General features: G+C 66.4%; 22 protein-coding genes. 10 read left to right on the top strand and 12 right to left on the bottom strand.

Annotation, left to right across the window (positions count from 1 at the left end; genetic code table 11):
- Nucleotides 1-45: 45 nt before the first annotated feature.
- Genes ACFQ2S_RS06860 through ACFQ2S_RS06850 form a run of 3 tightly spaced genes read right to left on the bottom strand, consistent with a single transcriptional unit; the run spans nucleotide 46 to nucleotide 3,046 of the window.
- Nucleotides 46-1,296 carry a Zn-dependent hydrolase gene (locus ACFQ2S_RS06860; protein WP_386073715.1) on the bottom strand — a complete coding sequence of 417 codons (1,251 nt, stop codon included), beginning with the start codon at nucleotides 1,294-1,296 and terminating at the stop codon, nucleotides 46-48.
- Between the two features lie 18 nt (nucleotides 1,297-1,314).
- Nucleotides 1,315-1,710 carry an ACT domain-containing protein gene (locus ACFQ2S_RS06855; protein WP_386073714.1) on the bottom strand — a complete coding sequence of 132 codons (396 nt, stop codon included), beginning with the start codon at nucleotides 1,708-1,710 and terminating at the stop codon, nucleotides 1,315-1,317.
- Between the two features lie 10 nt (nucleotides 1,711-1,720).
- On the bottom strand, nucleotides 1,721-3,046 hold the full coding sequence (locus tag ACFQ2S_RS06850) for an aspartate aminotransferase family protein (RefSeq protein ID WP_386073713.1): 1,326 nt from the start codon (nucleotides 3,044-3,046) through the stop codon (nucleotides 1,721-1,723).
- A 175-nt stretch (nucleotides 3,047-3,221) separates the two neighbouring features.
- Here ACFQ2S_RS06850 and ACFQ2S_RS06845 point away from each other — a divergent pair, with 175 nt between their 5' ends.
- The gene (locus tag ACFQ2S_RS06845; protein WP_386073712.1) at nucleotides 3,222-3,860 is read left to right on the top strand and encodes a TetR/AcrR family transcriptional regulator; all 639 of its coding nucleotides are present in this window, start codon (nucleotides 3,222-3,224) and stop codon (nucleotides 3,858-3,860) included.
- Nucleotides 3,861-3,922: 62 nt separating this feature from the next.
- Here ACFQ2S_RS06845 and preA read toward each other — a convergent pair whose 3' ends face one another.
- Together preA and ACFQ2S_RS06835 are read right to left on the bottom strand one after the other, a co-directional pair.
- A complete protein-coding gene (preA, locus tag ACFQ2S_RS06840) occupies nucleotides 3,923-5,230 on the bottom strand; it encodes an NAD-dependent dihydropyrimidine dehydrogenase subunit PreA (protein ID WP_386073711.1) in 1,308 nt (435 codons plus the stop codon).
- Nucleotides 5,231-5,244: 14 nt separating this feature from the next.
- Nucleotides 5,245-6,606 (bottom strand): NAD(P)-dependent oxidoreductase, encoded by a 1,362-nt coding sequence (locus ACFQ2S_RS06835; RefSeq protein ID WP_386073710.1) that lies wholly within the window; start codon nucleotides 6,604-6,606, stop codon nucleotides 5,245-5,247.
- Between the two features lie 290 nt (nucleotides 6,607-6,896).
- On the opposite strand from ACFQ2S_RS06835, the gene accB reads away from it, so the two are divergent.
- The 3 genes from accB to aat all read left to right on the top strand — a co-directional run bounded on the left by accB (nucleotide 6,897) and on the right by aat (nucleotide 9,449).
- On the top strand, nucleotides 6,897-7,379 hold the full coding sequence (accB, locus tag ACFQ2S_RS06830) for an acetyl-CoA carboxylase biotin carboxyl carrier protein (protein WP_386073709.1): 483 nt from the start codon (nucleotides 6,897-6,899) through the stop codon (nucleotides 7,377-7,379).
- Nucleotides 7,379-8,725, top strand: a complete 1,347-nt coding sequence (gene accC / locus ACFQ2S_RS06825) for an acetyl-CoA carboxylase biotin carboxylase subunit (RefSeq protein WP_386073708.1) — start codon at nucleotides 7,379-7,381, stop codon at nucleotides 8,723-8,725. Before accB ends, accC begins: the two co-directional genes overlap by 1 nt.
- 88 nt (nucleotides 8,726-8,813) lie before the next feature.
- Nucleotides 8,814-9,449: a leucyl/phenylalanyl-tRNA--protein transferase gene (aat, locus tag ACFQ2S_RS06820; protein ID WP_386073707.1), complete on the top strand. Its 636-nt coding sequence runs from the start codon at nucleotides 8,814-8,816 to the stop codon at nucleotides 9,447-9,449.
- On the opposite strand, the gene ACFQ2S_RS06815 is transcribed toward aat, so the two are convergent.
- The 5 genes from ACFQ2S_RS06815 to ACFQ2S_RS06795 form a co-directional block, all read right to left on the bottom strand.
- A complete protein-coding gene (locus ACFQ2S_RS06815) occupies nucleotides 9,413-9,766 on the bottom strand; it encodes a DUF2155 domain-containing protein (RefSeq protein WP_386073706.1) in 354 nt (117 codons plus the stop codon). The genes aat and ACFQ2S_RS06815 overlap by 37 nt on opposite strands.
- Entirely contained in the window at nucleotides 9,766-10,218 is a 453-nt protein-coding gene (gene mlaD, locus ACFQ2S_RS06810; protein WP_386073705.1) for an outer membrane lipid asymmetry maintenance protein MlaD, read from the bottom strand. The genes ACFQ2S_RS06815 and mlaD overlap by 1 nt, the downstream gene beginning before the upstream one ends.
- Nucleotides 10,219-10,281: 63 nt before the next feature.
- A complete protein-coding gene (locus ACFQ2S_RS06805; RefSeq protein WP_386073704.1) occupies nucleotides 10,282-10,668 on the bottom strand; it encodes an NADH:ubiquinone oxidoreductase subunit NDUFA12 in 387 nt (128 codons plus the stop codon).
- An 83-nt stretch (nucleotides 10,669-10,751) separates the two neighbouring features.
- Nucleotides 10,752-11,135, bottom strand: coding sequence for a RidA family protein (locus ACFQ2S_RS06800; protein WP_386073703.1), 384 nt, complete (start codon nucleotides 11,133-11,135; stop codon nucleotides 10,752-10,754).
- A 125-nt stretch (nucleotides 11,136-11,260) separates the two neighbouring features.
- The gene (locus ACFQ2S_RS06795) at nucleotides 11,261-11,683 is read right to left on the bottom strand and encodes a c-type cytochrome (protein ID WP_386073702.1); all 423 of its coding nucleotides are present in this window, start codon (nucleotides 11,681-11,683) and stop codon (nucleotides 11,261-11,263) included.
- 551 nt (nucleotides 11,684-12,234) lie between these two features.
- Between ACFQ2S_RS06795 and ACFQ2S_RS06790 the strand changes: the two genes are divergently transcribed.
- Nucleotides 12,235-13,239 carry a DUF1214 domain-containing protein gene (locus ACFQ2S_RS06790; RefSeq protein WP_386073701.1) on the top strand — a complete coding sequence of 335 codons (1,005 nt, stop codon included), beginning with the start codon at nucleotides 12,235-12,237 and terminating at the stop codon, nucleotides 13,237-13,239.
- Nucleotides 13,240-13,516: 277 nt separating this feature from the next.
- On the opposite strand, the gene clpX is transcribed toward ACFQ2S_RS06790, so the two are convergent.
- Together clpX and ACFQ2S_RS06780 are read right to left on the bottom strand one after the other, a co-directional pair.
- Nucleotides 13,517-14,779 (bottom strand): ATP-dependent Clp protease ATP-binding subunit ClpX, encoded by a 1,263-nt coding sequence (gene clpX / locus ACFQ2S_RS06785; protein ID WP_386073700.1) that lies wholly within the window; start codon nucleotides 14,777-14,779, stop codon nucleotides 13,517-13,519.
- A 173-nt stretch (nucleotides 14,780-14,952) separates the two neighbouring features.
- On the bottom strand, nucleotides 14,953-15,585 hold the full coding sequence (locus tag ACFQ2S_RS06780; protein ID WP_386073699.1) for an ATP-dependent Clp protease proteolytic subunit: 633 nt from the start codon (nucleotides 15,583-15,585) through the stop codon (nucleotides 14,953-14,955).
- Between the two features lie 270 nt (nucleotides 15,586-15,855).
- Here ACFQ2S_RS06780 and ACFQ2S_RS06775 point away from each other — a divergent pair, with 270 nt between their 5' ends.
- The 5 genes from ACFQ2S_RS06775 (at nucleotide 15,856) to ACFQ2S_RS06755 (ending at nucleotide 21,538) form a co-directional block, all read left to right on the top strand.
- Nucleotides 15,856-16,323 carry an SRPBCC domain-containing protein gene (locus ACFQ2S_RS06775; RefSeq protein ID WP_386073698.1) on the top strand — a complete coding sequence of 156 codons (468 nt, stop codon included), beginning with the start codon at nucleotides 15,856-15,858 and terminating at the stop codon, nucleotides 16,321-16,323.
- A gap of 42 nt (nucleotides 16,324-16,365) precedes the next feature.
- Nucleotides 16,366-16,728, top strand: coding sequence for a cupin (locus tag ACFQ2S_RS06770; protein ID WP_386073697.1), 363 nt, complete (start codon nucleotides 16,366-16,368; stop codon nucleotides 16,726-16,728).
- A 472-nt stretch (nucleotides 16,729-17,200) separates the two neighbouring features.
- Nucleotides 17,201-17,929: an ABC transporter ATP-binding protein gene (locus ACFQ2S_RS06765; RefSeq protein ID WP_386073696.1), complete on the top strand. Its 729-nt coding sequence runs from the start codon at nucleotides 17,201-17,203 to the stop codon at nucleotides 17,927-17,929.
- Complete coding sequence (locus ACFQ2S_RS06760; RefSeq protein WP_386073695.1) at nucleotides 17,923-20,298, top strand: ABC transporter permease; 2,376 nt, start codon at nucleotides 17,923-17,925, stop codon at nucleotides 20,296-20,298. Before ACFQ2S_RS06765 ends, ACFQ2S_RS06760 begins: the two co-directional genes overlap by 7 nt.
- 7 nt (nucleotides 20,299-20,305) lie before the next feature.
- On the top strand, nucleotides 20,306-21,538 hold the full coding sequence (locus tag ACFQ2S_RS06755) for an efflux RND transporter periplasmic adaptor subunit (RefSeq protein WP_386073694.1): 1,233 nt from the start codon (nucleotides 20,306-20,308) through the stop codon (nucleotides 21,536-21,538).
- Nucleotide 21,539: the final 1 nt, after the last annotated feature.

Here is a 21,539-nt window from a genome sequence, read left to right as displayed (position 1 = left end):
AAAATATCCCGGGGGACCGGGGGCAGCGCCCCCGGCCGCGCCGTTTCACTCCACGATCTCCGCCGTCTCCAGCACCGCGTGGCAGAGCACTTCCGCCCCGGCGGCGGCCCAGTCCGGCGTGATCTCCTCGGCCTCGTTGTGCGACAGCCCGCCGACGCAGGGACACATCACCATCGTCGTCGGCGCCACCTTCGCTGCCCAACAGGCATCGTGGCCGGCGCCGGAGACCAGGTTCATGTGCGAGTAGCCCAGCCGCTCCGCCGCGGCGCGGACGTTCTCCACCAGCTCCGGCGTGAAGGTGACCGGGTCGAAATGGCCCACGCGCTCCACGGCGCAGCCGACGCCGAGCTCCTCGCAGATCTCCGCCGCGCGGGCCTCGATCGTGTCGCGCATCCCGTCGAGCTTGGCCTGGTCGACGGTGCGGATGTCGACGGTGAAGACCACCTTGCCCGGCAGCACGTTGCGAGAGTTGGGGCTGAACGTCACCTGCCCCACGCCGCCCACAGCATCGGGCTGCGCGGCCATCGTGACCTCCTGCACCATCTCGAAGATCCGGCTCATGGCAAGCCCCGCGTTCACCCGCATTGCCATCGGCGTGGAGCCGGTATGCGCCTCCTTGCCGGTGAGGCTGAACTCCAGCCACCAGAGGCCCTGGCAATGGGTCACGACGCCGATGTCCTTGCCCTCGGCCTCGAGGATCGGCCCCTGCTCGATGTGCAGCTCGTAATAGGCGTGCATCTTGCGCGCGCCGACTTCCTCGTCGCCGACCCAGCCGATCCGCTTCAGCTCGTCGCCGAACTTCATGCCCTCGAGGTCCTCGCGGTCGTAGGCGTAGTCAAGCGTGTGCACCCCGGCGAAAACGCCGGAGGCCAGCATGGCGGGGGCAAAGCGCGCGCCCTCCTCGTTGGTCCAGTTCACCACCACGATCGGGTGTTTTGTCTTGATGCCGAGGTCGTTCATCGTCCGCACCGCCTCGAGCGCGCCCAGCACGCCGAGCACGCCGTCGTACTTGCCGCCCGTCGGCTGGGTGTCCAGGTGGCTGCCCACGTAGACGGGCAGCGCGTCCGGATCCTCGCCCGCGCGGGTGGCGAACATGGTGCCCATCTTGTCGACGCCCATGGTCAGCCCCGCCTCGTCGCACCATTTCTGGAACAGCGCGCGGCCCGCGGCATCGGCATCGGTCAGGGTCTGGCGGTTGTTGCCGCCCGCCACGCCAGGGCCGATCTTTGCCATTTCCATGATCGAGTCCCAAAGGCGGGTGCCGTTGATCTTCAGGTTCGCGCCAGGTGCAGGCATCTCATTCTCCGTTCTTCGCTACGAACTCGCGCCCTCGGCCAGGGCGCGCAACGCGTCGAGCGCTGCCTCGGCCTGGTCCTCGGGCACGAAGACATGGTCGTGGTGGTGGGCGGCCACCATGTTGCAGGGGATGCCAAGGGCGGCGAACGCCCCTGATACCGCTGCGGTCAGCCCGACGCCGTCGAGGGCGGAATGCACCTCCAGCGTGATCTGTCGCATCGCGAGGGGCGCGCCGGGCGGCACCGGCACGATCACCGAGATCCCCTCGGCCTCGCGGAACATGCCCTGCGCGCGCGGCAGGACCTCGGCCAGCTCATCCGGATCGAGGAGCGTGCGAAAGGCGAAATGGCCCGGCACGAGGCGCGGCGCCATCTGCCGCACCATCGCCTGCCCTTCTTTCACCCGCTCGGTCACCGCGCCCGCCTCAGTCCAGCGCGTTCAGCACATCGCGCAGCGTGCCGACGAGCTGGTCGACATGCGGCTTCTCGATGATCAGCGGCGGGCTGAGCGCGATGATGTCGCCGGTGGTCCGGATCAGGCACCCCTTGTCATAGGCATCGAGGAAGGCGCTGAAGGCCCGCTTGGTCGGCGCGCCGGCGATCGGCTCCAGCTCGATCGCCCCGATCAGCCCCATGTTGCGGAGTTCGACGACATGCCGGCAATCGGCCAGCGAATGCAGGGCGTCCTCCCAGTAGGGCGCAAGATCCGCCGCCCGCTGGAACAGCCCTTCCTCGCGATAGGTCTCGAGCGTGGCGAGGCCGGCGGCCGAGGCGATCGGGTTGCCGGAATAGGTGTAGCCGTGGAACAGCTCGATCATGTGCTCCGGGCCGGTCATGAAGGCGTCGTGGATCTGGCCCGTGGCCAGCACCGCGCCCATCGGGATCACCCCGTTGGTCAGCCCCTTCGCGCAGGTGATGAGGTCCGGCATCACCCCGAAATGCTCCGCGGCGAAGGACGACCCGAGCCGGCCGAACCCGGTAATCACCTCGTCGAAGATCAGCAGGATGCCGTGCCGGGTGCAGATCTCGCGCAAGCGCTCAAGGTACCCCTTGGGCGGCAGCAGCACGCCGGTCGAGCCGGCCATCGGTTCCACGATCACCGCGGCGATGGTCTCGCCGCCATGCAGCGCGCAGATCCGCTCCAGTTCGTCGGCCAGATGCGCGCCGTGTTCCGGCTGGCCGCGGGTCATGGCGTTTTCAGTAAGATGCGTCGCCGGCAGATGGTCCACCCCGTTCAGGAGGGTGCCGAAGACCTTGCGGTTGTTGACGATGCCGCCGACGGAGATCCCGCCGAAGTTGACACCGTGGTAGCCGCGCTCGCGGCCGATCAGGCGGGTGCGCTGCCCCTCGCCGCGGGCACGGTGATAGGCGAGCGCGATCTTCAGCGCGGTCTCGACGGATTCGGACCCGGAGTTGGTGAAGAACACATGTTCGAAGGGCTCGGGCGCCATGTCCCGCACTGCGGAGGCGAGCTCGAACGCCTTGGGGTGGCCCATCTGGAAGGCCGGTGCATAGTCCAGCTCGGCCGCCTGTGCCTGGATCGCCTCGACGATCTTCGGGCGGCGGTGACCGGCGTTGCAGCACCAGAGGCCGGCGGTACCGTCCAGAACCTGGCGGCCGTCGTCTGTGGTGTAATGCATACCCTCGGCAGCCACGAACATGCGCGGGGCCTGCTTGAACTGGCGGTTTGCAGTGAACGGCATCCAGAACGCACTGAGATCGTTTGGTGCGGGGTTGCGATCGAGCGCCATGTTGTCTCCCTGCTGGCTGCCCTTCTTGCGGGGTGCGAGCTTGTTTGTTTGACCAAATGGTCAGGAACACGCTACCACGGGTCGGGGGGCAGTCAAGCGCGGGGCACGAAACGCAGTCAGATGCCTCACAGGACTCCCGTTTTTGCAGGCAGTTTGATGGAAACTTGAGCGACGCATGAATTCAGAGAAGTCTCCGCCCCGAATCCCGAGCGAGCCCCGCACCCGCATCCAGCGTCGCAACCACAAGGCCATCCTTGACGCGGCCCTGGATGTCTTTTCTTCTAAGGGCTTCCGCGGCGCGACCGTGGACGAGATCGCGCAGGCGGCGGGCCTCTCCAAGCCCAACCTGCTCTACTACTTCCCGACCAAGGAAACGATGCACCTGGCGCTCCTGTCGACGCTGCTCGACGTCTGGCTCGACCCGCTGCGCACGCTCGATCCGCAGGGCGATCCGGTGTCGGAGATCCTGGGCTACGTGCGGCGCAAGCTGGAGATGAGTCGCGAGATGCCGCGCGAAAGCCGGATCTTCGCCAACGAGGTGCTGCAGGGCGGCCCGCATCTGGGCGATACCCTGGGCACGGTGCTGAAACCGCTGGTCGACGAGAAGGTCGAGGTGATCCGGGGCTGGATCGCCGCCGGGCGGATCGCCGAGGTGCACCCCTATCATCTGATCTTCTCGATCTGGTCGCTGACCCAGCACTACGCGGATTTCGACGTGCAGGTGCGCACCGTTCTGGGAGACGAGGGCTCGGACCCCTTTCCCGAAGCCGAACGTTACCTGGTGGCGCTCTTCACCAAGCTGCTCACGCCCTGAGCCCCGGCAAACGAGAACGGGGCGCCGAAGCGCCCCGCTGAATATCCCACCATGTCAGACCCTCATTCGGCGGCGCAGGCCGTTTGCGGGTTGTTGGGATGGGTCGTCCAGTCACCGGGCTCGGCCGGGACCTTCTCTCCGGTGCGCAGGTCGACCTCGCCGGCATCGAGCCGCCGCATGGTGATGCAACCCTCCACCGGACAGACGTTGACGCAGAGGTTGCAGGCGACGCATTCGCTGTCATCGACCTCGAAGACGCGGCCTTCCTTCATCACAATGGCCTGGTGCGAGGTGTCCTCGCAGGCGGCGAAGCAACGGCCGCACTTGATGCAGGCCTCCTGGTCGATCTCGGCCTTGGTGATATAGTTCAGGTTCAGGAACTGCCAGTCGGTGACGTTCGGCACCGCGCGGCCGACGACCTCGTCGACCGAGGTGTAGCCCTTCTCGTCCATCCAGGCGGACAGCCCGGCAATCATCTCCTGCACGATGCGGAAGCCATAGGTCATCGCCGCGGTGCAGACCTGCACGTTGCCGGCGCCGAGCGCCATGAACTCCGCCGCGTCGCGCCAGGTCGTGACGCCGCCGATGCCCGAGATCGGCAGGCCGGCGGTTTTGGGGTTGCGGGCGATCTCGGCCACCATGTTGAGCGCGATCGGCTTCACCGCCGGGCCGCAATAGCCGCCGTGCGTGCCCTTGCCGTCGATCATCGGCTCCGGGCTCATCGCGTCGAGGTCGACCGAGGTGATCGAGTTGATCGTGTTTATCAGGCTGACCGCATCCGCCCCGCCGCGCTTTGCCGCCTCGGCCGGGTAGACGATGTTGGTGACGTTGGGCGTCAGCTTCACGATCACCGGCATCCGGGTGTTCTGCTTGCACCAGCGGGTCACCATCTCGATGTACTCGGGCACCTGCCCCACCGCCGAGCCCATGCCGCGCTCCGCCATCCCGTGCGGGCAGCCGAAGTTCAGCTCGATCCCGTCGGCGCCGGTTTCCTCGACCACCGGCAGGATCGCCTTCCAGGCTTCCTCCTCGCAGGGGACCATGAGGCTCACCACCACGGCGCGGTCGGGATAATCGCGCTTCACCGCCTTGATCTCGCGGAGGTTCACCTCCAGCGGACGGTCGGTGATCAGCTCGATGTTGTTGAGCCCGAGCAGGCGGCGGTCGGCGCCCCAGACGGCACCGTAGCGCGGACCGTTGACGTTGACGATCGGCGGGCCTTCCTGGCCCAGGGTCTTCCAGACCACGCCGCCCCAGCCGGCCTCGAAGGCGCGGCGAACGTTGTATTCCTTGTCGGTCGGCGGGGCGGAGGCCAGCCAGAACGGGTTGGGCGACTTGATGCCGACGAATTCGCTCGCAAGATTTGCCATCTGTGAAATCTCCCTCACTCGGCTGCGACGGCGGCTTCGCCGACCAGCGCCAGGTGGATGTCCTCGGCCGCGTCGCGGCCATCGGCGACCGCAGTCACCGTCAGGTCGTCACCGCCCGCGGCGCAGTCGCCGCCGGCCCAGACGCCGTCGAGCGAGGTGCGGCCCGGGCCGGTCACCACGATCTTGCCGCCCTCGGTCTCGACCACACCGGGCACGCCCTGGAGGGACTGTCCGATGGCCTTGAGAACCTGGTCGGCCGGCAGCGTGAAGGTCTCCTCGGAGGGCTGCAGGCCGTTTGGCGTGTCTTCGGTATAGGCGAAAGTCACGGAGGACACGGTCTGCCCGTCCGTGCTGTTGAAGGCCACGGGCTGGGCGTTGAGGATGATCCGCACGCCGCGCGCCGCCGCCAGTTCCTGCTCGAAGGTTGAGGCGGAGAGCCGTTCGCGCCCGCGCCGGTAGACCATCGTGACATGCTCAGCGCCCAGCAGCTTGCTCTGGATCGCGGCGTCCACCGCGGTCATGCCGCCGCCGATCACCACCACCTCGCGGCCGACGGGCAGCTTGGAGAGGTCTTCGGCCTGTCGCAGCTCGGCGATGAAATCCACCGCGTCGCGCACATGGGCATGGGCCTCGCCCTCGACCCGCAGGGCGTTCACCCCCGGCAGGCCGATGCCGAGGAAGACGGCGTCGAAACCCTCGCGGAGTTCGTCCAGTGTCAGGTTCTCGCCGAGCTTCATGCCGGTCCGCAGCTCGATCCCGCCGATCTTCAGCAGCCAGTCGACCTCGAAGGAGGCGTAATCCCCGACCGTCTTGTAGGCGGCGATGCCGAACTCGTTGAGACCGCCCGCCTTTTCGCGGGCGTCGAAGATCACCACGTCATGGCCGCGCATCGCCAGCCGGTGGGCACAGGACAGCCCGGCCGGCCCGGCGCCGACGACGGCGACGCGCTTGCCGGTCTCGGCGGCGCGGGTGAAGGGGTGGATGCCCTGCTCCATGAGGTGGTCGGTCGCGTAGCGCTGAAGCTGGCCGATCTCCACCGGGCTGCCCTCGGCCACCTGCCGGACGCAGACTTCCTCGCAGAGCGTCTCGGTCGGGCAGACACGGGCGCACATGCCGCCGAGGATGTTCTGCTCCAGAATCGTCCGGGCCGCGTTGTCCGGGGTGCCGGTCTGGATCTGCCGGATGAACATCGGGATATCGATATCGGTCGGGCAGGCCGTAACGCAGGGCGCGTCGTGACAGAAGTAGCAACGGTCCGCCGCGACATGGGCCTCGTGCGCGTCAAGCGGCGGGTGAAGCTCGTCGAAATTCCGGTTGTAGCTGGCCTGATCGAGTCGTCCGGGCACGACCCCTGGCGTCCTCTGGCTGTTTTGCATCGTGCAAACCCCTGCTGGAGACATTTCCTTTCTTCAACGCTGGCACATGTCAAATTTTTTATCAAACGGTAAATTTTGTGATTTTGCCTGCGGCCAGGGCTGCATTCCGCGAGAGGCGCGATTTTGGGCAGCGGAACGGGTGGATTGGTGGCTCAGAAGGCAGAGCCGGCGTTCAAAAACCCGACTCCGGGCATCGGCGCGGGCGCCTTCTATGCGCAACGTCCCTTTTAACGGCCGTGACGTTCCGTTACATGGAAGCATATTTTTCAGGAACCAGAGGCAAGGGCCACATGACCAGGAAGAGTCAGGACGCGGATGTCGCCTTCATCGAGGCGCTCGCGGAGCTGCTGCGGGCAAACGAGTTGACCGAGCTGGAAGTCAAACGCGAATACGGTGAGGACGACAGCCTCAACGTACGGGTGTGCCGTCAACTGTTCGCGGCGCCGGCACCGGTCGCCTATGCCGCTCCGGCGGCTCCGGCAGCGGCACCCGCAGCCCCCGCTGAGGCCGCAGCCCCCGTCGAGGACCCGGCACAACTGCCCGGCGCCGTCACCTCGCCAATGGTCGGCACGGTCTACATGGCCGCCGAGCCCGGCGCCGCGCCCTTCGTCGAAGTGGGCACCACCGTGACCGAGGGTCAGACGGTACTGATCGTCGAGGCCATGAAGACCATGAACCAGATCCCCGCGCCGCGTGCCGGCACGGTCAAGCGTATCCTGGTCGAGAACGGCGCCCCGGTAGAATTCGGCGCCCCCCTGATGATCATCGAATGATGTTCGACAAGATCCTGATCGCCAACCGCGGCGAGATCGCGCTGCGCGTGATCCGGGCCTGCCGCGAAATGGGCATCCGCTCGGTCGCCGTGCATTCAACCGCGGACAGCGATGCGATGCATGTGCGCCTGGCCGACGAGAGCGTCTGCATCGGCCCGCCGCCCTCGCCCCAGAGCTACCTGTCTTTCCCCAACATCATCTCGGCCTGCGAGATCACCGGGGCGGATGCGATTCACCCGGGCTACGGTTTCCTGTCGGAGAACGCGGCCTTCGTGCAGATCGTGGAAGACCACGACATCACCTTCATCGGCCCCAAGGCCGAGCATATCCGCGTCATGGGCGACAAGATCACCGCCAAGGAGACGATGAAGAACCTCGGCGTGCCCTGCGTGCCGGGCTCCGACGGCGGCGTTCCGGACCTCGAGACCGCCGAGAAGGTGGCCGCCGAGATCGGCTACCCGGTGATCGTCAAAGCCACCGCCGGCGGCGGCGGTCGCGGGATGAAACTCGCCAGGACGGCGGCGGACCTGCCCAACGCCTTCCGCACCGCCCGCTCAGAGAGCAAGGCGGCCTTCGGCAATGACGAGGTCTACATCGAGAAATACCTGACCAAGCCGCGCCACATCGAGATTCAGGTCTTTGGCGACGGCAAGGGCAATGCCGTGCACCTCGGCGAGCGCGACTGCTCGCTCCAGCGCCGGCATCAGAAGGTGTTCGAGGAAGCGCCCGGCCCGGCGATCGACTCCGCCACCCGCGAGCGCATCGGCAAGATCTGCGCCGACGCTGTGGCCAGCATCAACTACATCGGCGCTGGTACAATCGAGTTCCTGTTCGAGGACGGCGAGTTCTATTTCATCGAGATGAACACGCGGCTTCAGGTCGAGCATCCGGTCACCGAAGGCATTTTCGGCGTCGACCTCGTGCGCGAACAGATCCGCGTAGCCCAAGGGCTGCCGCTCTCGTTCACCCAAGATGACCTGGTCGTGAACGGCCACGCCATCGAAGTGCGGATCAACGCCGAGAAACTGCCGAACTTCACTCCCAGCCCCGGCACCGTCGGCATGTACCATGCACCCGGCGGGCTGGGTGTGCGGATGGATTCGGCGCTCTATGGCGGCTACACGATCCCGCCCTATTACGACAGCCTGATCGGCAAGCTGATCGTCCACGGCCGGGACCGCGAAGAGGCTTTGTCGCGCCTGCAACGCGCGCTCAGCGAGATCGTGATCGAGGGCATCGACACGACCCTGCCGCTGTTCGACGGCCTGCTGGCCGAACCCGACATCCGTGCGGGGAACTACGACATCCACTGGCTGGAGAAATGGCTGGCCGCCCAGGGCGCGTGACACGCCCGCACAACGAACCCTGCCGCGCCCGGAGCAACGGCTTCGGGCCGGCCTGCATCGCAGCCTCTGCCTACCGGACGCGGCCGCGATGGACCTGACCCCTGACCTCCTCCTGCGCGGTTACGCCTCCGGTATCTTCCCGATGGCCGAGAGCCGGGAAGACACGGAGGTGTTCTGGGTCGAGCCGAAGATGCGCGGCATCTTTCCCCTCGATGGCTTCCGGATATCCCGCTCCCTTCGGCGGCGACTTCGCAGCGGCTGTTTCACCGTGTCGACCGACCGAGATTTTATTGGCGTCCTGAAGGGCTGTGCCGACCGGCCAGAGACCTGGATCAACCGCACGATCTTCGATCTCTACACCCAGCTCCACGCTGGGGGGCATGCGCATTCGCTGGAGGTCTGGGACGGCGAGGAACTGGTTGGCGGCGTCTATGGCGTGACGCTCGGCGGCGCCTTCTTCGGCGAGAGCATGTTCTCGCGGCGCACCGATGCCTCGAAGGTCGCGCTGGCCTACCTTGTGGATCGCTTGCGGCAGGGCGGCTTCACGCTCTTCGACGCGCAGTTCCTGACGCCGCACCTCGCCAGCCTCGGGGCCAAGGAGATAACGCAGGCGGAGTATCGAAAGCGACTGGCCGAGGCCCTGACCGTGCAGGCCGATTTCGACGCGCCCGGGCCCCTGCCATCGGCTCAATCGTTGCTACAGCGCAGCAGCCAGACGTCGTAACGCGGGTGGTCCATTGCCTTGAGCGCCGGCGACGAGGCGATCATCCAGCCGGAAAAGGCCGGTTCTCCGGTGCCTTCGTCCCGAATTTCGAGCCAGCCGAAAGCGTCCGAATTTGGATTGCTTGCAGGAAAACGGCAATCGCCGAGCGTGATAGACAGACGGCCGAAGAGCTTGGTCTCTCCACGCCCGATCCGGATGTCGGTGGTCTCGCCGTTGATCTTGTCGAGCAGGCGGATCTCGCCGCCACTGGCGCTTCGCGCCTCCTGCTGGGCGAAAGCGGGCGCAGCCGCGAGCAACGCGATCGCCAGCCAGCGCATCACTCGTCCTCGGTCGAGCTGACGAACTTTGCAAGCAGTCCAAGAAGGCTGAGCGCGCCCTGCGTATCCTCGATCTCCGATCCCGGTTCGAGGTTGAAAGGCGAGCCACCGGGGACCAGTTCGACGAAGTTGCCGCCAAGCAGACCTTCGGAGGAGATCGCGATGGAGCTGTCCTCCGGCACTTCGAGGTCGCCCGCCACGTTTAGCGTGACATCGGCGCGGAAGGTCTGACGGTTGAGGTCGAGCCCGGACACCGTGCCGACCTTGACACCGGCGAGCCGAACGTCGGTGCCGACACTTATGCCTTCGGCCGAGCGGAAACTGGCGGTGAGATCATAGCCCGCGCCCTGGCTCGACGACATGCCTGCGCCCTGGCTGGCATAGACGAGGAAGCCGAAAGCGACGGCAAGGGTCGCCGCACCGGCGAGGATTTCTCCGGGACTTTCAGACATGGCTACCTCCGCGCCTCAGGATTGTGGCCGGCCCGAGGTCGCAACGCCGCGCGAACGCAATGGTCATTCAGGCGTCCACGCCTCGTAATCGCTGCGTGCCACCGGATCGGTGCGACGCAGGGAGCCGGCCGGCTTGTAGGCCATCTCCGGCACCCCGGTGAGATTCTCGACATGCGGCTTTTCCCACGGCTTGTGGGGCAGCGGCCGGTCGCTGGGCGGCTCGTCGTACATCCGGTGCAGCCAGCCATGCCACTCTGGCGGCACCTTGCTGGCCTCGATCTCCCCATCGTAAATCACCCACCGCTTGCTGTCGTCGGCATTGCGGTAATAGACGTTGCCGTCCTTGTCCTCGCCGACCTTCTGGCCGTGGCGAGAGGTGAAAAGCTGGGTGCCGTAGGTCTGGCCGTCCCACCAGATGATGGCGCGGAGAACCGAATTGAGGATACCCATGAAAGCCTCCGGATGCGTGTCGCGATCCGGTATGGACCAACTGCGCCCCGAGGTCCAGTGATCAGCGCGGCAGAGCCCGCCGATCAGTCCGGCAGGCGGGCCGACACCTCGATCTCGATCTTCATCTCCGGCTCCTGAAGGCCCGCGGTGATCATCGTCGCCGCCGGTTTGGCCCTGCCAAACGCCGCCCGCGTGGCAGGCCAGCAGGCCGGCCAGTCACCGGCATCGGGCAGGATGTAGCGCACGCGCACCACGTCATCGAGGCTCGCCCCCGCCTCGGCCAGCGCCCGGCCGATCGTGGCCAACGCGTTAGAGCATTGAGCCTCGACGTCTTGCGGCATCTGCATCGTCGCGTAGTCGTAGCCGGTGGTGCCGGAAACGAAGACCCATCCGTCGCAGACCACGGCGCGGGAATAGCCGATCTGCTCCTCGAAGGGCGATCCTGTGGAAATCAACTGCCTTGGCATGGTCCGGTCCACCCCCTTGCGGAATTTGGTTCATCCGGACCATGCCGCAGAACGGGTAGCGCCGTCAGGCGGATAGTGATGCCTCACGCAGGATTTTCAGCCGCGGCGCTCCGTTTCGCCCCGTCCTACTCCGCCTGGATCGTCGAGAGATACTCGACCAACGCCAGAATGCGGAACCGGGCATAGGTGTCCGCCTCGGTCAGCGCGAAATCGGGATTGCCCGCCGCTTCGCCCTTCGTCCGGTAGCGGTTTCCCCAGATCGGCATTTCGCGGGTCCCGTGGGCCCCGGGCTCGGCCGTCCCCTGGATCATCGAAAAGATCCGTGTGATCGGGAAGACGCCCCCGTTTCCGGCGGCCAACATGGTCAGGTCCGGCATGGTGCCGGTCAGGAATCCGACCATCGGGCCGTCTCCCTTGCCCCCAACCCCGTGGCATTGCGCACAGCTGTTCATGTATTCGTCCTGGCCGACGGTTTCCGCCTCCGCCGGCTGGATGGCAAACGCGCCCATCGCCAGAAGAACGCTTACCAGGTTGAGTGTCCGTGTCATTGCCTCCTCCCATGCTTAACCCAAGGTAAGACTAAACGGCCAGGCCCGATCCCGACATGATTTCAATCAAGGGAGGGCCCTTGTGACGGAGCGCATCGGAGCTTGCGTCGTGCAGCACACCGCACCGAAAAAGCCGCCCGGGGCACCGGCCAGCCGCTGCGGAAAATGCTGAAACTGACCACCCGAGTCACTTGCTTGTCGGGGCAATTTCATTCTCAACCTGACGTCTAGCTGCGCGTCACAGGCCGCGTTGCCAGAAATCTGTCTCAAAGATCTTTTCGGGAGCTCCGCTGATTGCGCCCGTCCGACGCTCGCAGGTTTCTTCGCAGTTGAAGGAGCGCAGACAAATCGGCCTTTCGCGGACAAGCACTCAAGGAGCGGAGACCGCCAGCAAGTCATTCGGAAAACGGAACGCTGGGGACAAAGACGTTCGGTAGCCGGAGAGGAGGAAGAAAGCCTTTGACTGAGATCATGGCACTTGGGGTGACCATGATCTACGGCATCCATGAGTTCCGTGATCCGCGCCTTGTGAACTGACAGGAGACATGAAGATGAAAATGTCCATATTCATGATTGCGTTATGCGCGCCGGCCATCGCCTTTGCTGAGCCGGTCACAATCGGGAGCCTGGTGCGCGCCGAATCCGATACAATGATCCGGGCCCACCTGACGGCCCCGGGTGTCGGTTTGGGAGAAATCGCCCATGAACGTCAGGTTGTATCTGCCGAGGAGTATCAGCCGATCATTCGCGCCAACCAGGACACGCTTTACTCCGCTGTTGTCCTTGATCTGTCCGAACCGGCCAAGATCACGCTGCCCGAGGCCGGAGGCCGCTTCCAGTCCATGCTGGTGATCAATCAGGATCACTACAGCTTCGTGGAAGCGACGCCGGGAACCTACGAACTGACCGAAGACGAGGTGGGCACGCGTTTTTCCTTCGTTCTGTTTCGCACCTTCGTCGATGCCGCAAATCCAGATGACCTCGCCGTCGCGCACGCGGCGCAGGACGGTATCGCCTTGAGCGGCGGCGGCGATGGACCGTTCGAGGCTCCGGACTGGGATCTCGAAAGCTTGGCAGAAGCGCGCAAAGCCGTAAGCGATCTGGCGAGCGCGGTTGGCTTCGACGCTGCCCGCGCCTTCGGCCGCAAGGACGAGGTCGACCCCATCGACCACCTGGTCGGCGCCATGGCCGGATGGGCCGGTCAGCCCGCGACGACGGCCTCCGCCGTGATTGAAAGCGTCGACGCAAATGACGGCGAAACCCCGCACGTCGTTACGGTTAGGGACGTACCCGTGGACGCGTTCTGGTCGGTCACCGTCTACAATGCCGACGGATATCTGGAACCGAACGAGCTCGGCCGCAACAGCTACAACAATACGTCTGCCGCGCCCAATGACGACGGCTCCTACACCATCCATTTCGGCGGTTGTGACGATGGGCGGATCAACTGCATCCCCATCACTCCGGGCTGGAACTATACGGTCCGTCTTTACCAGCCCCGCGCGGAAATCCTGGATGGGAGCTGGCATTTTCCAGAAGTGTTACCGTACGGCTGAAGATCTTTCGTTGGGAACTCAGGACGTTCAATTGGCTATGCCGATGGGCATAAGGTGGCAGGTCATTTCGTCTGCCGGAATGCTGCAAGCGCGACTGCCGCCCCGCCCCAGACAGCGGCTCCGGGGCTGAACGCAGTCATCTGCGCGTTTCGCTCGGATGATTGTATTGCAACCAAAGAAAAAGCGCGCGACCGGTTTTACTGGTCGCGCGCTTTCAATATTTTTCGCGGGGGCTGGCGGAAACCGCTAGGCCCTCACAATCCTGATCCGTGATGGCTCAACTCGCCGAGGCGCTGTCCTTGTTCTCGGCATAGATCAGCAGCGGCTGGGCTTCGGAGGTCACTGCCTCCTCGTTCACGACGACCTCGTCAACGCCCTCGAGACTGGGAAGATCGAACATCGTGTCGAGCAGGATGTCTTCCATGATCGACCGCAGCCCGCGCGCACCGGTCTTGCGTTCGATCGCACGGTGGGCGATGGCGCGCAGCGCATCTTCAGTGAAGGCCAGTTCGGTGTCTTCCAGTTCGAAGAGCCTCTGGTACTGCTTGACGATGGCGTTCTTGGGCTGGGTCAGGATCGTAACCAGCGCGTCCTCGTCGAGGTTCTCCAGCGTGGCGATCACCGGCAGACGGCCTACAAATTCGGGGATCAGGCCGAACTTCAGCAGATCCTCCGGTTCGAGATGCCGGAAAAGCTCGCCGATGTCCTGGTTTCCCTCATCCTTGACGTCCGCTCCAAAGCCGATCGCCGAGCCCTTGCCCCGCTGAGCGATAATCCTGTCGAGCCCGGCAAAGGCGCCGCCGCAGATGAACAGGATGTTCGTCGTGTCGACCTGCAGGAACTCCTGCTGAGGGTGCTTGCGCCCGCCCTGCGGCGGCACGGATGCCACGGTACCCTCCATGATCTTCAAGAGCGCCTGCTGCACGCCCTCGCCCGACACGTCGCGTGTGATCGAGGGATTGTCGGACTTGCGGGTGATCTTGTCTACCTCGTCGATATAGACGATGCCGCGCTGCGCCCGCTCGACATTGTATTCCGATGCCTGCAGCAGCTTGAGAATGATGTTCTCGACATCCTCACCCACGTAGCCGGCCTCGGTGAGCGTGGTCGCGTCTGCCATGGTGAAAGGCACGTCGAGGATCCGCGCGAGCGTCTGCGCCAGATAGGTCTTTCCGCAGCCGGTGGGGCCGATCAGCAGGATGTTCGATTTCTGCAGTTCGATCTCGGCATTCTTGGACGCGTGATTGAGCCGCTTGTAATGGTTGTGGACCGCGACCGAGAGCACGCGCTTCGCGCGGGCCTGGCCGATCACATAATCGTCGAGGACATTGCAGATCTCCTTCGGGCTCGGCACCCCGTCGGAGGACTTCAGGCCGGACGACTTGGTTTCCTCGCGAATGATGTCCATGCAGAGCTCGACACATTCATCGCAGATGAACACCGTCGGCCCTGCAATCAGCTTGCGCACCTCGTGCTGACTCTTTCCGCAGAAGGAGCAGTAGAGGGTGTTCTTGCTGTCGCTACCGGATGAATTCGCCATGCCAATCCTCTAGGGCCCTGTGCCCGCTGTCTCAGCCGCACCGCGGCCCATATGAGGGAACGGTCCTGATCGCCCCGTCCCGGAAAGAGTATGGCACGCCCCGGCGAGGCACAATGCCCAAATGTCTATGGGCAAGGCCACGCCTTGGACGCGCCGGATCGTCGTGGGGCGCCTCAGCTCTTGGCGCCATCCTCCGCCGTCTTTCGGCTCTCGACGATCTCGTCGATCAGCCCCCATTCCTTGGCGTCTTCGGCGGACATGAAGTTGTCGCGCTCCAGCGCTGCCTCGACCTTCTTGAGCGTCTGACCAGTGTGCTTAACGTAGATATTGTTAAGACGGTCCTTCAGCTTCTGGGTCTCCTGGGCGTGGATCATGATGTCCGTTGCCTGGCCCTGGTAGCCGCCGGAGGGCTGATGCACCATGATGCGGCTGTTGGGCAGCGAGAACCGCATGCCCTTTTCGCCAGCGGTCAGCAGGAGCGAACCCATCGAGGCAGCCTGCCCCACCACGAGGGTGGAGACCTTGGGCTTGATGTACTGCATCGTGTCGTAGATCGACAGGCCCGAAGTCACGACGCCTCCGGGGCTGTTGATGTACATCGAGATCTCCTTGGAGGGGTTCTCCGCCTCCAGGTGCAGCAATTGTGCCACGACGAGCTGGCTCATGCCGTCGTGCACCGGGCCGTTGACGAATACGATCCGCTCCTTGAGCAGACGCGAGAAGATGTCATAAGCGCGTTCGCCGCGGCTGGTCTGTTCGACGACCATCGGGACGAGGTTCATGTAGGTCTCAATGGGGTGCTGCATGGGGGTCTGCCTCGGTGGGGGGCGGTCGCTCTCGCAAACGCCGCTGCGGTTCTGTCACTGAGTCTTAGTGTCGGGCACCGGGGGCTGCAAGGGCGGGCGGCACGATCGGATTTGACTCCGGGCCACCCGGAGACTTACCTTGGGTCAACTATCTTCCCGCGACGCCGGCGTACCTGTTTCTTCGCCCGTGCTCGATTTTCCTCCCCTTCCCGACCGGCGCCCGTGCCCAAACCGAAGCCCATTCCCATCTCCCAGGAGGAGCCCGGCCCGATGCCCGATACCGTTCTGATCGTTCGAAAAACCCTTGCCCTTCCGGTGACGCCCGAAACTGCTTTCCGGCTCTTCACGGCCGAGATCGGCGCGTGGTGGCCGGTCGGGTCGCATTCTCTCTCGGCCGCCGAAGGCCGCCTGCCGCTGGAGATCTGGATGGAAAAGCGGCAGGGCGGCAGGATCCGGGAACGGCGCCACGACGGAAGCGTCGTCGACTGGGCGACGCTGACCACCTGGTTTCCCCATGAGCGGCTCGAACTGGACTGGTATGTCGGCCGCGCCAGGGCCGACGCCACATCGATCACGCTGGATTTCGCCGCCGATAGCCCGAAAGCAACCCGGCTCCTGCTGACCCACGGCGGGTTCGAGCGGCTTGGGACGGCCGGCGAGGCGGCGGCCGCGAACTACGACGAGGGCTGGGACCTGGTGCTTGGCGAACGGTTCTTGCAAGCCTGCGAAGGCGACTGAGCGAGGAAACAGATTTATGGCGCTGCCTGGGAGGAGACCCGGATGAACTACCTGCACCTGACCGAGGACGCGGAGGGCATCTCGCATTTTGAGGACTGCCCGATCGAGATGAGCGCCGCCGACTTCGCGCCCCCGGCCCCGCCGATGCCGGTCTCCGAGGCCGAACCGGCCGCCGCCCTGCTCTACCTCGTGCTGCCCGCCGGCTGGAGCGGCGCGCAGCATCCCTCGCCGCGCCGGCAGGTGGCCTTCTGCCTCGCGGGCCGGTTGCGCGTGGTGGCCGGGGACGGCGAGGTGCGAGAGATCGGCCCGGGCGGCATCTGGCGGATGGAGGACACCGGAGGAAGCGGGCATGTCTCCTCGGTGATCGGTTCGAAGAACGTGGAACTCGCCATTGTCCAGCTCTGACCGAGGGACCGCGGGCTCGAAGGGCTCCCGCCCGTTGTCGGCGCATCGCAGATGCGTCTCCTCCCGTTGGGCCGAGCCGCGCGCTGCGCGCGCGGCTCGATGCCTGCCCCAGGGCATTTCTGCGAATTTTCAGCGCACTACACGATAGACATGAACCGTTTTGCGAAGTAACTCCTCTATCGCAAGTGCAGGCTGGAACACCAAAGCGTGCAACGGCCGAACACGCGCCCGGATACCCAGTCGCCGCCTCCCACACCGAGGACACCGCGCTTCGCCCGAAGGGCGCCCGGCCCAACGGCGTCCGACCCCGCAAGGGGGAGGACGTCGGCGGGAGCCGCTCCGGCCGGTGTCGCGCCCTGCCCGGCTCGCCAGACCAGCGGTGGCTTCTCCGTGCGACCCCGCGCCCCGCCCGGCGGGCGTGGCTTGTTTCGTTGCAGCCGCTATCCTACGTGAAAGGAAGGGAGTTCCGGTCATGACGGGCCAAGACGATCCCATGTCCCTGCCGACCTTCCGCACCGAGGGCCTGACCAAGGTCTATGGCGCGGGCGAAGCCGCCGTACACGCGCTGCGCGGGGTGGATCTCGTGGTGCCGCGCGGCGAACTCGTCGTCCTGCTCGGCCCCTCCGGCTCCGGCAAGTCCACCCTGCTCAACATCCTCGGCGGCCTCGACCGCGCCAGCGGCGGCACCGCCCGGTTCCGCGACCGTGAGCTGACCGGGATGGGCGACGGCGCGCTCACGCGCTACCGGCGGGACCACGTCGGTTTCGTCTTTCAGTTCTACAACCTGATGCCCTCGCTCACCGCCGAGGAGAACGTGGAGCTGGTGACCGAGATCGCCCGCGCCCCGATGGACCCCGCAGAGGCGCTGCGTCTCGTGGGGCTCGGCGAGCGGCGCCACCATTTCCCGGCACAGCTCTCGGGGGGCGAGCAGCAACGGGTCGCCATCGCCCGGGCCGTGGCCAAGCAGCCGGACGTGCTGTTTTGCGACGAGCCCACCGGCGCGCTCGACAGCGCCACCGGCCGGGCGGTGCTCAAGGTGCTGGCCGATGTGAACGCCTCGCTCGGGACCACGATCCTGATGGTCACCCATGCCGCCGCCACCGCCGCAATGGCACACCGGGTGATCCATTTCGCGGACGGTGCGATCCGTGACGTGCAGGTCAACGAGACCCGCCTCGCGCCGGAGGAAATCGAATGGTGACCCTGCTCGCCCCGCTCGACCGAAAGCTCCTGCGCGACCTCTGGCGGATCAAGGGGCAGGCGCTCGCCATCGCCGCCGTCATCGCGCTCGGCGTGCTGATGCTGGTGATGATGACGGGCCTCGTGAACACGCTGGAGGAGACGCGCCGGGCCTATTACGACCGTTACCGTCTCGCCGACGTCTTCGCCCCTGTGGAGCGCGCGCCCGACCGGGTGCTGGAACGGCTGGCCGAGATCCCGGGCGTCGCCGTGGCGGTCGGCCGGGTCACGGGCTCGGCGCTGATCGACCTGGAGGGCGAGATCGTGCCGGTGCGCGCGCAGGCGGTGTCGCTGCCGGATCACGGCCCGGCCCGGCTCAACGACATCCACCTGACGGCGGGGCGGATGCCCGACCCGGATCGCGGCGACGAGATCCTGCTGCTCAAGGGGTTCGCCGATGCCCGCGGCCTCGCCCCCGGCGACCGGCTGCAGGCGACCATGAACGGCGCCCGGCACACCTTTCGGGTTACCGGCCTCGCCCAGAGCCCGGAGTTTCTCTACACCACCGCGCCGGGAGAGATCGTGCCGGACGACGCTCGTTTCGCAGTGATCTGGATGGGGCGCGACGCCCTGTCCGCCGCCTATGACATGCAGGGCGCCTTCAACGAGGCGCTACTGGGGCTGGAGCGCGGGGTGAACCTGCAAAGCGCGCTCGACGCCATCGACCGGGTGCTCGAGCCCCGCGGCGGGCTCGGCGCCTACGGGCTGGAGGACCTGCCGTCGAACTTCTTCGTCACGGAGGAGATCGAGGGCGGCCGCAAGAACGCTATCGCCGTGCCGCCGATCTTCCTCGGGGTCTCGGCCTTCCTGCTCTACATCGTGATCAGCCGGATCGTGCAGGCCGAGCGGGAGGAGATCGGGCTGCTCAAGGCCTTCGGCTATACCGACTGGGAGGTTGCGAGCCATTACCTGAAGCTGATGCTGACGATCGCGATTGCCGGAGCCATTGCGGGCTCGCTCGGCGGCATCGCGGCCGGGCGGGCGATGGCCGGGGTCTACCAGGACTACTACAAGTTCCCCTTCCTCGTGTTCCAGCTCGATCCGCGCAGCTTCGTCATCGGCGTGATGACCTCGATCCTCGCGGCCTGCGCGGGCGGGTTCGGGGTGCTGCGCGGGGTGTTCCGCCTCGCCCCGGCGGTGGCAATGCGCCCGCCCGCCCCGGCCGATTACAGCGGCACCGGGCGGCTCGCGGGCCTCTGGAGCCGGCTGCTCGACCAGCCCGGACGGATGGTGCTGCGCCGGTTGCAGCGGCAGCCGATGCGGATGGCCGGCGGCGCGCTCGGCATCGCCACGGGCATGGCGCTCTCGGTGGGCATGATCGGGGTCCAGGCCGGCTTCTCGAAATCGATCGATCTGGGGTTCAGCGTGCTCGACCGATCCGACGCGCAGGTCAGCTTCACCCATCCGCAATCCGACAAGGCGATCTACGAGCTCGGCCGGCTGCCCGGCGTGCAGGAGGTAGAGCCGGTCCGGAACGTGCCCGTGCTGCTGCGCCACGGGCTGAACGATCACCGCGGCACCATCAACGGGATGCTGTCCGCGCCGCGGCTCGCCCGCGCGATGGACGAGGCGCAGCGCCCCCTGACCCTGCCCGAGGAAGGCATCGTGCTCTCCACCACCCTGGCCCGCGTGCTGGAAGCGGCGCCGGGCGACGTGGTGACGGCGGAAGTGCGCGAAGGCCGCCGGCCGGTGCTCGACATCCCGGTGGTGGCGGTGGCCGACAGCCTGCTCGGCTCGCCGGCCTACATGAACATGGAGGCCCTCAACGCCGCGCTGAAGGAGCCGGGCCGGGTCTCCGGCGCCTATTTGCGGATCGACAGCGCGGTGCGGGACGAAGTGCTCGTGGCAATCAAGGACATGCCGGGCGTCGCCGGGGTGGCGCTCAAGGCCGAGACCCGGGATTCCATACAGACGATGATGGACAGCGGCATGGGGATGATGCGCTACATCATGCTGGCGATTGCCGGGGTGGTCACCTTCGGCATCGTCTACAACTCGGCCCGCATCGCCTTTGCCGAGCGGGTGCACGACCTCGCCAGCCTTCGGGTGATCGGTTTCAGCCGGGGCGAGGCGGCCTTCGTGCTGCTGGGCGAGCTCGGCCTCGTGACGCTGGCCGCGCTGCCGCTGGGGGCGCTGCTCGGATATGGCATGGCGGCGGCGGTGTCGGCGGCTTTTTCGACCGAGGTCTATTCGATTCCGCTGACCTTCGATGCGCAGTCGGTGGGCTCGGCCGCGCTCGCCGTTCTTGCCAGCGCTGCGTTCTCGGGCTGGCTGGTGAAGCGCGATCTCGACCGGGTGGACCTGGTCACGGCGCTCAAGATGGGGGAGTGAGACCGTCATGGCACGCAGGAAACGATCCCGCAGGTTGCTGACGCTGGTGGTGCTGGCGCTCGTTGCGGGTGCCCTGGCCTTCGCCTTCTGGCCGCGCCCGATGCTGGTGGATATCGGCGAGGTCACGCGCGGCCCGCTGGTCGTCACCATCGACGAGGAGGCGCGCACCCGCGTGCATGACCCCTATGTCGTCTCCACCCCGGTCACCGGACGGCTGCTGCGGGTCGCGGTGGAACCGGGCGACGCGGTGGTGCGCGGCACGACCGTGGTGGCCCACATGCTGCCCATCAACCCCTCGGCGCTCGACATCCGGACCCGTGAACAGGCCCGCGCCGCCGTGACCGCGGCCGAGGCCGCGCTCCGGGTAGCCCGCGCCGACCTCAACAAGGCCATCGCGGACAACGACGTGGCCCAGTCGGACCTGGAGCGCGCCCAGCAGCTTGCCCAGACCGGCACGCTGGCGCAGGCGGCGCTGGAGCGGGCCGAGGGCACGGCGCGGGCCGCGCAGGCCGCGCTCGACACCGCCGAGGCCGCGATCTCGATGCGAGAGGCCGAGGTCGCCAACGCCCGCGCCCAGCTCATCGGCTTCGACGACCAGGGGCTGGCCACCGCGCTGCAGATCAACACCGAGAAGGCGACGCCGCTCTTCGCCCCTGCCACCGGCCGCATCCTGCAGGTCATGCAGAAGAGCGAGACCACCCTGCCCGTCGGAACGCCGCTCATGGAGATCGGCAACATCGAGGAGGATCTCGAGGTCGTGGTCGAACTCCTGTCGACCGATGCGGTGCAGGTGCGCGAGGGCGACCGGGTGATCGTCGACAAGTGGGGCGGGCCGCAGCCGCTGGCCGGAGAGGTGATCCGCATAGATCCCTGGGGCTTCACCAAGTATTCGGCGCTTGGCGTGGAGGAGCAACGGGTGCGGGCGCGGATCGCCCTGACCGACCCGCCGGACACCCGCACGGCCCTTGGCCACGGGTTCCGCGTCGAGGTGCGGATCGTGGTCTGGGAGACGGGGGACGCGACCATCGTGCCGGCCAGCGCGCTGTTCCGGCAGGACGGCGGACAGGTCGTCTTTGTCGTCGAGGAAGGCGTGGCGCGGCTTCGTCCGGTAGAGATCGAGCGCTCCAACGGGCTGGAGGCTGCCGTCGCCTCGGGCCTCGAGCCCGGCGAGCAGATCGTGCTCTACCCGGCCCCCGGCCTTGCCGAGGGTGCACGGGTCGCCAACCGCGCGACGAACTGAC

It is taken from the genome of Tropicimonas aquimaris, assembly GCF_042676185.1.
In the GTDB taxonomy this organism is placed as follows: Bacteria; Pseudomonadota; Alphaproteobacteria; order Rhodobacterales; family Rhodobacteraceae; genus Tropicimonas; species Tropicimonas aquimaris.
The sequence above is the reverse complement of the archived record's forward strand: the minus strand, read 5'-3'. Positions and strand labels throughout refer to the sequence as shown.

Excerpts from the sequence above, each read along its gene's own strand:
- ACFQ2S_RS06860 (WP_386073715.1), bottom strand. The coding sequence starts at position 1,296 with ATGCCTGCACCTGGCGCGAACCTGAAGATCAACGGCACCCGCCTTTGG.
- ACFQ2S_RS06850 (WP_386073713.1), bottom strand. The coding sequence starts at position 3,046 with ATGGCGCTCGATCGCAACCCCGCACCAAACGATCTCAGTGCGTTCTGG.
- ACFQ2S_RS06845 (WP_386073712.1), top strand. The coding sequence starts at position 3,222 with ATGAATTCAGAGAAGTCTCCGCCCCGAATCCCGAGCGAGCCCCGCACC.
- preA (WP_386073711.1), bottom strand. The coding sequence starts at position 5,230 with ATGGCAAATCTTGCGAGCGAATTCGTCGGCATCAAGTCGCCCAACCCG.
- ACFQ2S_RS06835 (WP_386073710.1), bottom strand. The coding sequence starts at position 6,606 with ATGCAAAACAGCCAGAGGACGCCAGGGGTCGTGCCCGGACGACTCGAT.
- accB (WP_386073709.1), top strand. The coding sequence starts at position 6,897 with ATGACCAGGAAGAGTCAGGACGCGGATGTCGCCTTCATCGAGGCGCTC.
- accC (WP_386073708.1), top strand. The coding sequence starts at position 7,379 with ATGTTCGACAAGATCCTGATCGCCAACCGCGGCGAGATCGCGCTGCGC.
- aat (WP_386073707.1), top strand. The coding sequence starts at position 8,814 with ATGGACCTGACCCCTGACCTCCTCCTGCGCGGTTACGCCTCCGGTATC.
- ACFQ2S_RS06815 (WP_386073706.1), bottom strand. The coding sequence starts at position 9,766 with ATGCGCTGGCTGGCGATCGCGTTGCTCGCGGCTGCGCCCGCTTTCGCC.
- mlaD (WP_386073705.1), bottom strand. The coding sequence starts at position 10,218 with ATGTCTGAAAGTCCCGGAGAAATCCTCGCCGGTGCGGCGACCCTTGCC.
- ACFQ2S_RS06805 (WP_386073704.1), bottom strand. The coding sequence starts at position 10,668 with ATGGGTATCCTCAATTCGGTTCTCCGCGCCATCATCTGGTGGGACGGC.
- ACFQ2S_RS06800 (WP_386073703.1), bottom strand. The coding sequence starts at position 11,135 with ATGCCAAGGCAGTTGATTTCCACAGGATCGCCCTTCGAGGAGCAGATC.
- ACFQ2S_RS06795 (WP_386073702.1), bottom strand. The coding sequence starts at position 11,683 with ATGACACGGACACTCAACCTGGTAAGCGTTCTTCTGGCGATGGGCGCG.
- ACFQ2S_RS06790 (WP_386073701.1), top strand. The coding sequence starts at position 12,235 with ATGAAAATGTCCATATTCATGATTGCGTTATGCGCGCCGGCCATCGCC.
- clpX (WP_386073700.1), bottom strand. The coding sequence starts at position 14,779 with ATGGCGAATTCATCCGGTAGCGACAGCAAGAACACCCTCTACTGCTCC.
- ACFQ2S_RS06780 (WP_386073699.1), bottom strand. The coding sequence starts at position 15,585 with ATGCAGCACCCCATTGAGACCTACATGAACCTCGTCCCGATGGTCGTC.
- ACFQ2S_RS06775 (WP_386073698.1), top strand. The coding sequence starts at position 15,856 with ATGCCCGATACCGTTCTGATCGTTCGAAAAACCCTTGCCCTTCCGGTG.
- ACFQ2S_RS06770 (WP_386073697.1), top strand. The coding sequence starts at position 16,366 with ATGAACTACCTGCACCTGACCGAGGACGCGGAGGGCATCTCGCATTTT.
- ACFQ2S_RS06765 (WP_386073696.1), top strand. The coding sequence starts at position 17,201 with ATGACGGGCCAAGACGATCCCATGTCCCTGCCGACCTTCCGCACCGAG.
- ACFQ2S_RS06760 (WP_386073695.1), top strand. The coding sequence starts at position 17,923 with ATGGTGACCCTGCTCGCCCCGCTCGACCGAAAGCTCCTGCGCGACCTC.
- ACFQ2S_RS06755 (WP_386073694.1), top strand. The coding sequence starts at position 20,306 with ATGGCACGCAGGAAACGATCCCGCAGGTTGCTGACGCTGGTGGTGCTG.